Origin of the sequence: Clostridium lapidicellarium, from assembly GCF_041224415.1 — a bacterium.
Lineage (GTDB): Bacteria > Bacillota > Clostridia > Clostridiales > Clostridiaceae > Clostridium_B > Clostridium_B lapidicellarium.
The window spans coordinates 84,145-100,018 of the sequence record NZ_JBGFFE010000006.1 but is presented as its reverse complement, the minus strand read 5'-3'; the positions used below and the strand labels follow the sequence as shown (position 1 = coordinate 100,018).

Here is a 15,874-nt window from a genome sequence, read left to right as displayed (position 1 = left end):
TGGGGGTTTATTTTAATGGATAATAAGTATAATTACTTTACAAGTAATAATAAGGTATATATGATAATAATTGCAGTACTTATTTTAATGTTAATATTATATGAAGATAAAAAGATTATAGGTATTATAGCTGTTTGTTTATATATATTTCTTATAATTTACAATATAAAAAATACAAGATCAAGGAAAAACAAGTGGAAAAAGTTTATAGAGGATTTTTCCTCAAAACTTGATATGGCTACCAGAAGTACTATCGTAAAATTGCCATTTCCTCTTGTTATAATAAAGATGACCGGTGATGTCCTTTGGTATAATCAAAACTTTTCGCTTATATTGAAGGGTAAAGACATATTGGGCCAGAATATTAAAAATATAGCTGGAGACTTTAATGTAAAACAAGCTGCAAATGGGAAGGAAAATATATTTAGGTACATAAAAATCAATGATAAACACTATGATATATATTCTAACATAGTGGCAACTTCTGAAGATTTTAAAGATAGAGTTATGATATTGTATTTTTATGATGTAACGAATTCGTATAATATTATGACTTCTATAAATGCAAATAAAGAGACAGTAATGCTTATGGAAGTGGATAATTTTGACGATGTAATAAAAACCATGGAGGAAGATGATAGACCTCTTATAATAGCTGAAATAGAAAGAACCATAAATATGTATGCCCAGCGTTTGAAATCCATGGTGAGAAAATATGAGTCGAACAAATATGTATTTTGTGTTCAGAATAAATATATAGAAAATGAAATGAAAAATAAATTTGAAATACTTGACAACGTCAGAGAAATAAACATGGGAAATAAACTTTCCGTGACGCTCAGTATTGGTGTTGGAAGAGGTGGAGAGAACCCGCAGGAAAATGAAAAGTATGCGGTATCAGCTAAAGAGCTGGCACTCGGAAGAGGTGGGGATCAAGCAGTAGTAAAGACTGGGGATAAATTATTATTTTACGGTGGTAAGACTAAAGAAGTTGAAAAAAGGACTAAAGTGAAAGCTAGGGTAATAGCACAGGCACTTGTAGATATAATAAAAGATAGCAGTAATGTGTTTATAATGGGTCATGTCAATCCTGACATAGATTGTCTAGGTTCTTCAGTAGGACTTCATAGTGTGATAGCTCAATTGGGTAAGAAATGTTTCATAGTATTGGACAATGTCAATGAAAGTATAAGGCCTATACTTTGTGAAATAAAAAAAGAAAAAGAGTATCAAGATGTTTTTTTACATAGTCAGAATTGTAAGGATAAGATAAATGGGAATAGTCTTCTTATAATAGTGGATGTTTACAGTGAAGGATATGTACAAAATATGGATTTAGTAAAAAAATTTAATAGAAAGGCTGTAATTGACCATCACAGGAAACCACCGGATTTTATTGAAGATTCTATTTTAAATTATATTGAACCCTATGCTTCCTCTACTTCTGAACTTATTACCGAGATGATACCTTATATGGTGGAAAACCCTAAAATAAAAACTATAGAAGCAGAAGCCCTACTCGCAGGGATATGTGTTGATACGAAAAATTTTTATTTTAAAACTGGTGTAAGGACTTTTGAAGCTGCATCCTTTTTAAGAAGATTGGGAGCAGATACTATAGATGTGAAAAAATTTTTTTCAAATGATTTAAGCACTTATCTAAAAAAAGCCGAGATTATAAAGTCGGCGAAAATATGTAATAACATTGCCATAGCAGTATGTCCTGAAAAAATGGGAAATATATTGCTAGCTGCCAAAGCGGCAGATGAACTGCTAAATATTACTGGTATTCAAGCCTCCTTTGTTTTTGTTAAAATAAGAGATGAAGTTTATATAAGTGGAAGATCCTTGGGCGATATAAATGTACAGCTTATACTTGAAGCTTTGGGAGGCGGGGGGCATATGACTATGGCTGGGGCAAAGCTAAAAAATGTGACTGTGGATGAGGCACTGGAAAAATTAAAAATTGTTATAAAAAAATACTTTGAGGAGAGTGAAGATTAAATGAAAGTTATATTACTGAAAAATGTAAAATCCTTAGGTAAAAAGGGGGAAGTGGTAAAAACTTCAGATGGATACGCTAGAAATTATTTAATACCTAGAGGATTTGCTGAGGAGGCAAATGATGTAAATCTTCATATATGGAATAATAGAAAAGAAGCAGAAAGAAAACAAAAAATTTCAGAAATAGAAAAGGCACAGAAGCTTGCAGAAAACTTAAGGGGAAAAGAAATAAAACTTGATGTAAAATCAGGGGAAAATGGAAGACTGTTTGGTTCGATAACGGGTAAAGATATCTCGGATGAACTCAAAAGGAAATTCAATGTAAATGTAGATAAGAAAAAAATATTGGTAAACAATATAAGACAGCTTGGCATATATTATGTCGAGATTAAATTGTATCCTGAAATATCTACCAAAATAAAAGTTGTCATTGATGAAAAGTAAGGAGGAAAATTTGTGAAGCTGCAATTTGTAGATGGATTAAATAAAAAATCTAATAATTCTGTACCGTTGGATTCTCAAGTAAATGTTTTGAACAATTTATTAAAGAAAATGATGGATAAGGGTACTATAAAATCTAGAATAACAAAATATAAACTTGAAAACTATGTGAATAGTAAAAATGTATTGGAAAGACTATATGCCTTAAATAAAATAGTGAGCGATGGAAAAGGCCTGGAAATTATACCTGATGAATCAGAGGCACAGAATGCTTTAGAGAATACTAATAATTGGATTGCAGAAATTTTGGCGGAGAGATATGTTAAAAATAGTATTGAAAAAGAAGTGGAAAAAAATCTTATAGAACGCCAAGATAAATATATGGATGATATAAGACTTAATATTATAAAAAAGCAAAAGGGCTGTGAAAATGCAAAAACTTTAAAAAAATATGCGGAGCTTGAAATAATGGATTCCAAAACTTTCGGGAAAAATATACAGGAACTTTTGAGGCCTGAAAATTTTAAAGAGATTGTAGGCCAGGAAAGGGCTATAAAATCGATGATTTCAAAAATTGCATCACCGTATCCGCAGCATATAATTTTATACGGACCTCCAGGAGTGGGTAAAACTACAGCTGCCAGAATTGCACTTGAAGAAGCTAAAAAACTTAAATTCACTCCATTTGGCAGTGATGCCAAATTTGTAGAAGTAGATGGAAGCACATTGAGATGGGACCCGAGAGAAATTACAGATCCTCTTCTGGGTTCTGTGCATGATCCTATTTATCAGGGAACAAAGAGGGATTTAGCAGAGACTGGAATACCGGAACCGAAATTGGGACTTGTTACAGAAGCACATGGAGGAGTACTTTTTATTGATGAGATAGGTGAGCTGGATGAAATGCTTCAGAACAAACTTCTAAAAGTACTGGAAGATAAAAGAGTTCAGTTTTCATCTTCATATTATGATCCTGATGATGAAAATATCCCGAAATATATAAGATATTTATTTAAAAAAGGGGCTCCGGCAAATTTTTTACTTATAGGGGCTACTACACGGGATCCAAGTGAAATAAATCCTGCTCTTAGATCCAGGTGTACGGAAGTTTATTTTGAACCGCTTTCTACTAGAAGTATACAAAAAATAGTGGAAAATGCAGCTGAAAGACTTCATATAGAAATTGAAGATGGAGTATCCCAACTAATAAGTAAATATACTATAGAGGGAAGAAAAGCCGTTAACATATTATCCGATGCTTATGGGTACGCACTTTATAGCAATAAAATTGACAATTTAGGAGATAGGGTCTATATTTCAGTTAAAGATTTGCAGAGGATCATATCCATAAGTAGACTTGTACCATTTGAGGAAACTATTCCAAAAAGAAAATATGAAGTAGGACATATTTATGGACTAGGTGTATTGGGCTATATTGGCTCTACTGTAGAAATAGAGTCAGTAGTGTTTAAAGCCAAGGAGAGTGGAAAGGGAGTTGTAAGATTCAATGATACGGCAGGCAGCATGGCTAAAGATTCGGTGTTTAATGCAGCTTCAGTTATAAGAAAGATTACTGATAAAGATATAGGCGATTATGATATCCATGTGAATGTAATAGGAGGAGGGAAAATAGACGGACCTTCAGCAGGAGCTGCTATTACGGTATGTATAATAAGTGCCCTTTTAAATAAACCTTTAAGACAGGATATAGCTGTAACGGGGGAAATTTCTTTAAGAGGTAACATTAAACCCGTAGGCGGTATTTTTGAAAAAATTTATGGGGCAAAGAGAAAGGGAATAAAGACCGTGTTGATACCTGAAGAAAATTTAAGAGATCTATCTAATAGTGTAGAGGATGTTGAAATACGCTCTATATCCAATGTTGAAGAACTTATGGATATGGTCTTTAAGTAGGTATTATAAATCTTAGTAAATTTTGTTGACTATTGAAAACCTTAGGAGTGAAGTTCCCATGGATGTACCTTTTAGAAATATACCTCATAATATAGAGGCCGAGCAGAGTATAATTGGTTCAATGCTTATTGATAAAAACGCTATAGTTGAATCAATGCAGGTTTTAAAAGCTGAAGATTTTTATAAAGATTCTCATAAAGTTATATTTGAATCCATACTTGATCTGTACAAGAAAGATGTTGCCGTAGATATTATAACGTTGACTGAGGATTTAAAATCAAAATCCAAACTTGAAGCTGCCGGCGGAGTAACTTATATAAGTGAATTGAGCGGCTCTGTCGTGTCTACAGCAAATTTACAATCTTATATAAAAATTATAAAAGATAAATCCACCCTCAGAAAACTTATCAGAGCCTCTACAAAAATAATTGAGGAATGCTATAATAATCAAAATGATGTAGAAAAAAACATCGATATGGCTGAAAAGTCCATATTTGATCTATCGAGGGATATGAAAGCATCAGATTTTGAACCCATGAATGTAGTACTTGAAAGAGGATTTTTGGAAATAGAAAGATTATTTAACAATAAGGGAGAAACTACAGGGATAGCTTCAGGATTCAGAGAATTAGATGCAAAGACTTCTGGATTTCAAAAGGGGGATATGGTTTTAGTGGCAGCAAGACCTTCCATGGGTAAAACGACTTTTGCACTTAATATAGCAGAATATGCAGCTTTAAGGGAGGGGAAAAAGGTGGCCGTATTTTCCCTTGAAATGTCAAAGGAACAATTGGCATATAAATTGTTGTGTTCAGAAGCTCATATAGATATGTTAAAGCTTAGAACCGGAAACCTGGAAGATAAGGACTGGGAAAATATTGCCAGAGCTTCAGGACCATTAGCTGCTTCGAAAATCTTTATAGATGATACGGCAGGAATATCGATTATGGAAATGAGATCCAAATGCAGAAGGCTCAAAATGGAAGAGGGTATAGATATTATAATCGTGGATTATCTTCAACTCATGAGCGGAGGAAAAAGTTCGGAAAATAGACAGCAGGAAGTATCGGAGATATCAAGATCCATAAAGGCACTTGCCAAAGAAATGCAGTGCCCTGTTATTGCCGTATCTCAATTGTCGCGTGCTCCGGAGGCGAGGACAGATCATAGGCCTATGCTTTCCGATTTGAGAGAATCCGGTTCTATAGAACAAGATGCAGATATAGTTATGTTTTTATATAGAGATGAATACTACAATAAAGAAACGGAGGACAAAAATATAGCAGAATGTATTATTGCCAAACAGAGAAATGGCCCTACAGGTACAATAAAACTGGCATGGATGGGTCAATTCAGCAAGTTTGGAAATCTCGATGTGATTCATCAGGAATGATTTAATAAAACTTATTTGATCAAGTGAATTTCATCTAGAACTGGAATTCACTTGATTGTTTCAGCAATATTTGTAGAAATAATATTGCAATAAAGTAAATTGTATTTGATTATAGTTGTGATTTGTATTAAAATAGTATTGTGTTTTTGCTCCTATAGCTCAGTAGGTAGAGCAACTGATTCGTAATCAGTAGGTCACAGGTTCGACTCCTGCTGGGAGCACCAAAAGAGGATATATGAAGAATTTGCAGGCATTTTGAAATATTGAAATGCGAAAATCACTCACTTGTTTACTACTTAAAGTATGGTAAATGAGTGAGTGATTTTTTTACATAAATTTACCTGATTATAAAATATATTCTGATAGATAGGTATATAATTAATTTAAAAGATTTTAATGGGGAGATGATGTTTGCTATATATACAAGAAAGGAATAAAAACAATTATTGGGATTACATTTATGTCTTTGATTCTAACTACAGCTTTATCAGGTGGATCAGTTAAAGCAGCTCAAGGGAGGATAACCAGAGTAGGTGGTGCTAATAGTATGCAACAGCCGCACAGGTTGCAATGACAAATTGGCCTGATGGGAGTGATGATGTAGTGTTAATATCTGGAGAACAATATGCAGATGCAGTCAGTGCTTCAGCATTAGCCAAGAAATTGGGTGCAGCAATACTTTTGACTACACCTGACACACTGAGCCCAGATGCTAAGAAGGCACTTGATACATTGAAATCTAAGAACGTATATATTATTGGTGGAATGGCTTCAATTTCTCAAAACATAAGAAATGATCTTAAAGATAATTATACTCTGGCAGAATTAGGTGGAACTACAAGATACGAGACAAATGCTAAGGTAGCTGATGAACTGGTTAAATTGGGAGTTGACCCCAGTAATGTAATGGTTGTAGGAGGGGAAGGGTTCTCGGATGCCATTTCAGTAGCACCAGTAGCAGCTGCGAAAGGACAGATATTGTTACTGGTAAGCAACGACCAGTCTGCAACTCAACCGGTAATTGATTTTATAAGAGAAAATAATTCAGATGCAACAATTGTGGGAACTAAGAATGTAATAAATGATTATACTTATGACGCTCTTAGGGGAAATTCAAGGGTAAGTGGTGGATCAACCAGATTTGATACTAACCTGAAAGTATTGAATTATTTCAAAAATGATTTGAAATCTGATAATAAAATGTATATTGCAAATGCCAGCCCAGCAAATTCGGATGATATGTTTGCGGATGCACTGGTAGCTTCAGCTGTAGCTGGGAAGTATTCAGCACCACTTGTATTAGTCGATAGTGACAATTCTACAGCAACTTCCAATGCTATAAAATATATTAAAGATAATGCTACAACAAATACCGATTTACAGCTAATCGGCGGAACAGGTATTGTTTCACAGGATATTGAAGAAAGAATTAATGATTTATTTATGATATTTTACAAATGATTATATATAAAATATATAGACAAAAATAGGAGAATGACTGCGATTTTATTAGAAATTTGTATAGGAATTTTAATATAGATAAAGTTCAGAGAAATCATAATCTTGTTGGATAGTATAAGAATAAAGATTATAAATATAACGAATTGATTATTAAAAATTATTAATATTATATGTTCTTATGTGTTGGCACTTTTGTTGGCAGAATTATATTTTTCACAGAAATTAGCAGGAATATAATAATTAATATAGAAAATAAAGTATATGGATATTATTTAATGTAAATTATTCTTGATCAAGTGATTCTTAGCAATGGCAGTGTTCGGGTAAAATTGATGTTCACCGGAGAAAGGAATTATAAAAATGTCTAAGAAAAAATATTATGCGGTAAAAAAAGGGTACAGTACTGGAATTTTTGAAAATTGGGTTGAGTGCCAGCACAGTATTAACGGATACAGTGATGCTGAATACAAGTCATTTGGAAATATAGAAGATGCCAGAGCATATATGGATAATAAAGATATAGGGGATGTACATAAAAACACAGCTATTAAACTTAATACACCAATTGCATATATTGATGGAAGTTATTCGGATGCTGTAAAAAGGTATTCCTTTGGATATATTATATTAATGCCCAATGGTGATGAAATTAGGAATTCAGGGTATGGTAATGAGGCAGATGCACTGAAGATAAGAAATGTGGCAGGAGAATTGCAGGGTGCCATGCATGTTATTAAGTTTTTAAGTGACAGCGGATATAAAAAAGCTATAATAAGGCATGATTATCGGGGCATTTCAAAATGGGTTACAGGAGAATGGAAGGCAAAAAATAATACTGTAAAAAAGTATATTGAATTTATGTCGAGGTATAAAAATAAAATACATATATCTTTTGAAAAAGTGCAGGCTCATTCCGGTGATAAATTTAATGAAGAAGTGGATGCTATTGCTAAAAGTGCATTAAATGGCAATCAAAAGATAAAAAAAGCCAAATAGATACTTTTTATTGTTTACAAATAGTTTATAATTATGACATTAAGGCGTAACAAATACCATATATAATAGAAAGTGTCCTAAGGAAATATCTTAGAGAAAATGAAAATGATGTATTTGAACATAGAAAAGTATTAAGAAATTAATGGTAATTACCAAGAGGTGTCTGCGGTTGCAGGGCACGGTAAATTTAAGTGCAACCTCCATAAGTCACTATAATATTGTAGTACTTTTCCCTTTAAAGTATACTGTATAAATAAGGCGTTGGTTGTTTACGACGCCCTATTTTTCTAGTTAAAATCATAAATTATTAAGAGTTTTTAATGTATTATTAATCTTTTAGTAATATTGAGCATATAGAATAAAGTTGGAATAATAAAAACCAATGTAGAAGGTGGTACTTTTGATAAAGAAGTTTGATGATTTTATTTTGGAATTTGTGCAGGATAATATGCGCAGACCAATCATGGATAAAATCATGACATTTATTACAGCTTTGGGAAATGGAGGTACACTTTGGATTGCAATAGCTTTGTACTTGATATTTTATAGAGGTTATAAATTAACGGGAATTGCGGTGTTGATGACTTTGATTGTAAGTACTATATTTGGAGAAGGAATAGTTAAACATGTAGTTAGAAGGGTAAGACCCTGCAATTGTAAAAATAATGTTCAACTTTTAATTTCGAAACCCATTTCTTATTCTTTTCCATCAGGCCATACCTTTTCTTCTTTTGCAGTGGCGGGTGTTTTATCGGCTCAGTTCAGTGAATATAAAATGATATTTTTATTAATAGCATCTTTAATAGCATTTTCAAGATTGTATCTTTGTGTCCATTATCCTACGGATATAATATCAGGGGCAGTATTTGGGCTTCTGTGTGCTAAACTGATGATTTTATTTTTTAACTGTGATTATTTCCAAACTAATATGTTAAATATTTTTAACACCAATATAAATCTACATTAATATTGGTGGGATATTATAATATCTGTAAGTAAAATTAGTGGAGGTAATCAGATGGAAAAAGCGTCGAAGCAAGTTTCTTTGGTTCAAGATAAGGCAGCTGAAAATAAAAAAATCATAGATGTTTTAGAGCCTTACCTATATATTATTCCGTGTATAATAATATTTTTAGGATTTACCTATTTCCCGTTTTTTAAAACCATATATTTGAGTTTATTTAATACAAATGCCCAGGGAGAACCTAGTTCTTTTGCCGGACTTTCTAATTATGTTGATTTATTTAAGGATCCCTCTTTTATAAATAGCGTGGTTGTGACTTTTAAATACGTGGTTGTAACTACAATTCCAGCTATACTCATTGGACTTGTACTGGCATTATTATGTAACAATAGGTTGAAATTCAAGGGAATTTTCAGTACAATGTATGCCCTGCCTATGGCAGTATCTTCTGCCTCCGCTGCAATAATATGGATGCTTTTGTTTAATCCAAGTATAGGTCTTGTAAATTTTATCTTGAAAAAGAATATAGGATGGCTTACAAGCCCGTTCTGGGGATTTATTGCTGTATCCATAGTGGGCATATGGTTAAATGCATGTATAAATTTTATTTTTATAATTTCCGGTCTCCAGAATATACCGAAGGAATTAGTAGAAAGTGCATCCATAGACGGCGCAAATTATTTCCAAAAATTAAAGAATGTAATATTGCCATGTCTTTCGCCAACTCTTTTTTTTGTACTCATCATAAACATAATAAATGGATTTCAAACTTTTGGACAGATAAACATAATGACTTTAGGAGGACCTGCCGAGGCCACTAATGTAATTGTGTATTCAATTTACAGAAATGCATTTTTTAACAGCAGGTTTGGTGCAGCTAGTGCTGAATCCATAATTTTGTTTTTATTGATGTTTTTTATAACATTGCTTCAATTTAGATATGAAGATAAAAAAGTCTTCTATAAATAAAAAGGGAGTGTCAGAATATGAAAAAAAACATAGGCAAAATAATTCTTTATATAGTAAATATAGTGCTGGGAATTATAACTATAGCTCCTATTTTGTATGCCCTTGCTATTAGCTTTATGCCTCCGGATCAGATATTTTCGTATCCGCCTAAATTGATACCTAAAGAATTATATTTAAAAAATTATTTAGATGCTTTAAATGCAGCACCTATAATAAAATTTATAATCAATAGTTTTGTAGTATCTTTAGGAGTTACTGCAGGTGTAATTATAACGTCGTGTTTGGCAGCTTTTTCTTTTTCATTCTTTAATTTCAGGGGGAAAAAAATTCTGTTTGTAATTGTAATAGCTACTATGATGATACCGGCAGAGTCCATTATGATATCAAATTATTTGACTGTAGGCTCTTTCGGATGGCTGGACAGTTATAAAGCACTTGTAATTCCGTATTTAAGTGCTGCAATGGGAGTATTTATGATGAGGCAGTATTATCTCACTCTTCCTAAGGAACTCTATGAGGCTGCTAAGATAGATGGCTGCAACAGTTTTAAGTTTTTTACCAGAATAGTTTTTCCTATGTCAAGGCCTATTGTAGGTTCTCTTGGTGTATATACCTTCTTGGTTACATGGAATCAGTATTTATGGCCGCTGCTTGTTACTAGTAAGGACAGCACCAGAACCGTGCAGATAGGAATAAGCATGCTGCAATTTTCCGAAAATCAATCTTTTGGGCTTATAATGGCAGGTATTGTAATGGTGCTTTTACCTTCAATTATAATCTTTATATTTGGTCAGAAACAGCTTATAGAAGGTATGACTTCTGGTGCAGTAAAAGGGTAATTGTAAAATTTATATAAAATAATAATTATAGTTTTGAGAGGAGAAAAATGATGAAAAGAAGATTTATAAGTTTACTTCTGGCTTCACTTATGATAGGAGGCGTTTTTACCGGGTGTGGAAGCAGCAGTACAAGTCAGTCGTCTGGATCTGGGAAAACCGTACAGATAACATTCTGGCATTCCATGTCGGGTAAAAATGGACAGGCGCTTACCAAAATGGTAAATGACTTCAACAGTTCTCATAAGAATATTAAAGTGAATGCACAGTACCAAGGCAAATATGATGATGCTATAAATAAACTCAAGAGTGCCGAAAGGGCGAAAAATGGACCTGATGTCATGCAGACCTATGATATAGGTACTAGATTTATGATAGACAGTGGATGGGTAAAACCAATGCAGGATTTTATAGACAGTGAGAAATATGATGTGTCAAATTTGGAACCCAATATAGTAGGATATTATACGGTTAACAATAAGTTATATTCCATGCCGTTTAATTCATCGACACCTATACTTTATTATAATAAAGATGCTTTTAAAGCCGCAGGGTTAAATCCGGATAATCCACCTAAAACATTTTCTGAATTAGAAAGTGCGGCGGAAAAACTTACTAAGAAAGATGGTTCAGGTAAAGTTACTCAGTATGGTTTTGCAATGGCTATATATGGATGGTTCTTTGAACAATTTATAGTTAAACAAGGGCAAAATTATGCAAATAACGGCAATGGTAGAGAAAAAGCTCCAACAGCTGTTGAATTCGATAAAAATGGATCAGGTATAAAAGTACTAAATGAATGGCAGAAACTAGTTAAATCAGGCAATGCGGCTAATTTTGGAAGAAATGAGGATGATACGGAAAATGCATTTATAGCGGGTAAGACAGCTATGTATATTGAATCTACAGCAGATCTGTCGGCTGTATTAAATGGTATCGGAGGAAGATTTGAAGTGGGAACTGCAGCCTTGCCTTCCTTTGACGGAGTAAAAGATGGCGGTGTATCAATTGGAGGGGCTTCATTGTGGGCACTTGACAGTAAAGATACCGCAAAAGAAAAAGCGACCTGGGAATTTATAAAGTATATGGTATCACCGGAACAGCAGGCTTACTGGGCTAGTCAGACGGGATATTTCCCTGTCACCAAAAAAGCTTATAGTGTACAGACAATGAAAGATAATTTACAGAAAAAACCTCAGTTTCAGACAGCAATAGACCAGCTTCATAATTCTCCTAAGACGGCTAGAGGTGCACTTATGTCTGTATTCCCTGAGGCAAGACAGACTGTTGAAACTAATATAGAACAGATGCTGCAGGGCAAACAATCTTCGGAACAGGCTGTAAAGAATTCAGCAGATAGTATAAATTCGGCTATAGAAAAATATAATCAAAATAACAAGAAATAATGTGTAAAAATAAAAGGAGAGCACAGTAAAAGATGATTAGAACTTTAAATATTGCTCATAGAGGATTTAGTGGAATGTACCCTGAAAATACTATGGAGGCTTTTAAAAAAGCTGTAGAAATAGGATCGGATGGAATAGAGACTGATCTTCACATCACAAAGGACGGCGTCATAGTTATCTGTCATGATGAGACTATAGACAGAACTACGGATGGGAGTGGATTTATAAAAGATTATACTTATAGGGAACTTACTGAATTTAATGCGGGTCATGGAGAAAAAATTCCAAGTTTGGACGAATTGATGGACTATATGAAAGACAAAAATTTACTCTTAAATCTTGAACTTAAAAATGATGTTATTCCCTATGAGAATTTGGAAAGATCCACAATAGACAAGATATATGAATATGGTTTGAAAAAAAATGTAATAGTATCATCCTTCAACCATAATTCTATGCAGAAAGTAAAAAAATATGACAGCAGTATAAAAACAGGATTATTGTACGGATCTCCTATTCATAATCCAGGGGAGTATGCAAAGAGAATCGGAGCCGATGCGCTCCATCCTCTTTTTTCCCTTGTTATGGATAAAGCTACCATCAACGACATTAAGAGAAACGGCATACTTATAAACGTCTATACGGTAAATGAAAAAAGTTATATGAAAAAGCTTATAGACTTAGGAGTAGATGGTATCATAACAAATTATCCCAATTTACTTAAAGATGTAATCGAAAAATTAACTGATAAATGATATTTAGGAGAAAGGAGTACAGTGAAAATGGCAAATTTATCCCTGCGACATGTATATAAAACTTATTCGGGCGGTGTTGATACTATCAAGAATTTTAATTTGGAAATAAAGGATAAGGAGTTTATAGTATTTGTAGGACCTTCTGGTTGTGGAAAGTCTACTGTCCTTAGAATGATTGCAGGACTTGAAAATATAACTAGTGGAGAACTTTATGTAGATAATCAACTTGTGAATGAAGTGACTCCTAAAGATAGGGATATTGCTATGGTTTTTCAAAATTACGCATTGTATCCTCATATGAATGTATATGATAATATGGCATTTGGACTCAAGATGAGGAAAGTGGAGAAATCTCAAATAGATGAAAAAGTAAAAAATGCGGCCAAAACACTGGATATATATGACTTACTTAAAAGAAAGCCTAAAGAATTGTCGGGAGGGCAAAGACAGAGGGTGGCTATGGGAAGGGCCATAGTTAGAAATCCCAAGGTATTTTTAATGGATGAGCCTCTGTCAAATCTAGATGCTAAGTTGAGGGTGCAGATGAGGACGGAAATATCCCAACTTCATAAAAAATTGCAGACTACATTTATATATGTAACCCACGACCAGATGGAGGCAATGACCCTGGGTACAAGAATTGTGGTTATAAGAGATGGAATTATACAGCAGGTAGATACTCCGCAGGAAATATACAACCATCCCAAGAATGTGTTTGTAGCAGGATTTATTGGAAGTCCCCAGATGAATTTCATAAATTCCAGGTTAAAATATGCAGGAGGAAGGTTGATTGCTTTGTTTGACGGGGAACAATTGATTTTAAGTGATAATATATCAAAAGCACTGGAGAAAAAGGGATATGCAGATAAAAATATTATAATTGGAATAAGACCTGAAAACATAAATATACCTGGTAAAAATTCCGGGAATGAACGTCTGGTTGAATTTAATGTGGATTTAACTGAACTCATGGGTGCGGAAAGCTATATTTACTTGTCTAAAGGTGATTTTAACCTTATATCCAGAATAGAAGGAATAGTGGATGTCAAGTCAGGAGATAAAATAAAATTGGCTTTGGATTTGAATAAAATTCATGTTTTTGATGCAGATACACAATTGGCAATTTTATAACGTATTTTTTATATTTGATGTATACCACGGTGATTATTGAGATTTGCCGTGGTTTTTTTATTGTTGATGGCTGTAAAAAAATTCATGTAAAGCATTTAATATTGTAGTAAAATATATTTAGGAGATATTTCATTATATAAATGGGAGGATAATTATGGATAGACCTAGAGTATTTATAGCAAGATCTGTTCCAAAAAAAGTGGAAGAATTTATTGCTAAATATTGTGACTATGAGAAATGGAACTTTGAGGAAGATATATCCGAAGAAGAACTTGTCAAAAATCTGAAAGATATGGATGGACTTTTAATCTCAGGAACTCAAATCAATGATAGAATTTTGGAACAATCACCTAAACTTAAAGTTGTAAGTGATATTTCTGTAGGTTATGATAATTTTGATTTAAATGCCATGAGAAAAAGAAAGGTTATAGGGACCAATACTCCTTTTGTCTTGAATGAGACTGTATCAGATCTTGTCATAGCTCTTATTTTGTCTACAGCTAGAAGAGTTACTGAATTGGATTCCTATGTAAAGGAAGGAAAATGGAATAAAGATATAGGAAGTGAGCTTTTTGGAACGGATGTCAATCATTCTACCCTGGGAATAATCGGTATGGGCAGAATAGGTGAATGTGTTGCCAGAAAAGCAAAGTTTGGATTTGATATGGATGTTTTATATTATAACAGAAATAGAAGGCTGGATGTTGAAGATAAATTGGGGGTTAGGTATGCAGATTTTGACTGTTTGCTTAGGAATTCTGATTTCATTTCTGTAATGGTTCCTTATAATAGAAAGACTTATCATATGATTGACTATAGAGAATTTGGAATGATGAAAAGATCTGCCATTTTTATAAACACTTCTCGTGGAAAAACAATTAATGAAAAGGCATTGATAGATGCTTTGAGCAGCCGGAAGATACTTGCTGCAGGATTGGATGTTTATGATACAGAGCCGATAAATTTTAAAAATCCTCTCTTAAAAATGACTAATGTTATAACTTTGCCCCACGTTGGCTCTGCTACATCTAAAACTCGTTTTAATATGGCAATGCTTGCTGCAGAGAATTTAGTAAAAGCAGTGCTTGGCAGTACTGTACCCAATGTGGTACCTGAATTGAAAGATTTAGTATAAATTCTGGTAAAATATCAAAAAGTGCTTTGAATTGCTTGCGGCAATTCAAAGCATTTCCTATTTAAATGGTATAGAAAGAATCACATGGTTTAATAGTCCCAATCATCAAAATCAAAGGGGAATATGATTGGAAATATTACTGGACCAAAGCCAGGATAATATGAACGTCTGCGCCTGCGTCTTCTTCTGCGTCTCTTTTTACCATGGTGTCTATATGCTGAATCGAGCTCGGTGGGATCCTCTGTGCTCTCATCATCATATTGGTCCATCATAGATGGAGCATAAGGACAATTGTATAGGGGGCAGTAATAGGGGTAAGTATTTCTAGTGTCATAATCTTCCATAGATTCTTCATTGATGTCTTTATTGTCGTTGTTCATTAAATACCTCCATGAGATTTATTATAATATATACTATGAATACAAAATTGAAATTGTTAATGAAATTTTGATGTGAAATTACGAATTTT

At 33.4% G+C, this 15,874-nt stretch carries 14 protein-coding genes and 1 tRNA gene; 14 read left to right on the top strand and 1 reads right to left on the bottom strand.

The window, feature by feature from the left end; all coding sequences use genetic code 11:
- Positions 1-15 precede the first annotated feature (15 nt).
- The 14 genes from AB8S09_RS06360 (at position 16) to AB8S09_RS06295 (ending at position 15,405) form a co-directional block, all read left to right on the top strand.
- The gene (locus AB8S09_RS06360; RefSeq protein ID WP_369868698.1) at positions 16-2,004 is read left to right on the top strand and encodes a DHH family phosphoesterase; all 1,989 of its coding nucleotides are present in this window, start codon (positions 16-18) and stop codon (positions 2,002-2,004) included.
- Positions 2,005-2,448, top strand: a complete 444-nt coding sequence (gene rplI, locus AB8S09_RS06355; RefSeq protein WP_294184437.1) for a 50S ribosomal protein L9 — start codon at positions 2,005-2,007, stop codon at positions 2,446-2,448.
- 12 nt (positions 2,449-2,460) lie between these two features.
- Positions 2,461-4,359: a Lon family ATP-dependent protease gene (gene lonC / locus AB8S09_RS06350; protein ID WP_294184439.1), complete on the top strand. Its 1,899-nt coding sequence runs from the start codon at positions 2,461-2,463 to the stop codon at positions 4,357-4,359.
- 58 nt (positions 4,360-4,417) lie between these two features.
- Positions 4,418-5,752: a replicative DNA helicase gene (locus AB8S09_RS06345; protein ID WP_294184440.1), complete on the top strand. Its 1,335-nt coding sequence runs from the start codon at positions 4,418-4,420 to the stop codon at positions 5,750-5,752.
- 148 nt (positions 5,753-5,900) lie between these two features.
- Positions 5,901-5,976 (top strand) — tRNA-Thr (locus AB8S09_RS06340).
- Between the two features lie 346 nt (positions 5,977-6,322).
- The gene (locus tag AB8S09_RS06335) at positions 6,323-7,213 is read left to right on the top strand and encodes a cell wall-binding repeat-containing protein (RefSeq protein WP_369868697.1); all 891 of its coding nucleotides are present in this window, start codon (positions 6,323-6,325) and stop codon (positions 7,211-7,213) included.
- 360 nt (positions 7,214-7,573) lie between these two features.
- Positions 7,574-8,209 carry a ribonuclease H1 domain-containing protein gene (locus tag AB8S09_RS06330; RefSeq protein WP_294184443.1) on the top strand — a complete coding sequence of 212 codons (636 nt, stop codon included), beginning with the start codon at positions 7,574-7,576 and terminating at the stop codon, positions 8,207-8,209.
- A 391-nt stretch (positions 8,210-8,600) separates the two neighbouring features.
- Positions 8,601-9,176 carry a phosphatase PAP2 family protein gene (locus tag AB8S09_RS06325; RefSeq protein WP_294184444.1) on the top strand — a complete coding sequence of 192 codons (576 nt, stop codon included), beginning with the start codon at positions 8,601-8,603 and terminating at the stop codon, positions 9,174-9,176.
- Positions 9,177-9,227: 51 nt separating this feature from the next.
- The gene (locus AB8S09_RS06320; protein WP_294184446.1) at positions 9,228-10,142 is read left to right on the top strand and encodes a carbohydrate ABC transporter permease; all 915 of its coding nucleotides are present in this window, start codon (positions 9,228-9,230) and stop codon (positions 10,140-10,142) included.
- A gap of 17 nt (positions 10,143-10,159) precedes the next feature.
- Entirely contained in the window at positions 10,160-10,981 is an 822-nt protein-coding gene (locus tag AB8S09_RS06315) for a carbohydrate ABC transporter permease (protein ID WP_294184447.1), read from the top strand.
- Positions 10,982-11,031: 50 nt separating this feature from the next.
- The gene (locus AB8S09_RS06310; protein ID WP_294184482.1) at positions 11,032-12,384 is read left to right on the top strand and encodes an ABC transporter substrate-binding protein; all 1,353 of its coding nucleotides are present in this window, start codon (positions 11,032-11,034) and stop codon (positions 12,382-12,384) included.
- Between the two features lie 32 nt (positions 12,385-12,416).
- Positions 12,417-13,139, top strand: coding sequence for a glycerophosphodiester phosphodiesterase (locus tag AB8S09_RS06305; RefSeq protein WP_294184451.1), 723 nt, complete (start codon positions 12,417-12,419; stop codon positions 13,137-13,139).
- A 27-nt stretch (positions 13,140-13,166) separates the two neighbouring features.
- On the top strand, positions 13,167-14,270 hold the full coding sequence (locus tag AB8S09_RS06300) for an ABC transporter ATP-binding protein (RefSeq protein ID WP_294184453.1): 1,104 nt from the start codon (positions 13,167-13,169) through the stop codon (positions 14,268-14,270).
- Between the two features lie 154 nt (positions 14,271-14,424).
- Complete coding sequence (locus AB8S09_RS06295) at positions 14,425-15,405, top strand: 2-hydroxyacid dehydrogenase (RefSeq protein ID WP_294184454.1); 981 nt, start codon at positions 14,425-14,427, stop codon at positions 15,403-15,405.
- 89 nt (positions 15,406-15,494) lie between these two features.
- Here the strand turns inward: AB8S09_RS06295 and AB8S09_RS06290 are convergent, their stop codons facing one another.
- A complete protein-coding gene (locus AB8S09_RS06290; RefSeq protein ID WP_294184456.1) occupies positions 15,495-15,785 on the bottom strand; it encodes a hypothetical protein in 291 nt (96 codons plus the stop codon).
- Positions 15,786-15,874: the final 89 nt, after the last annotated feature.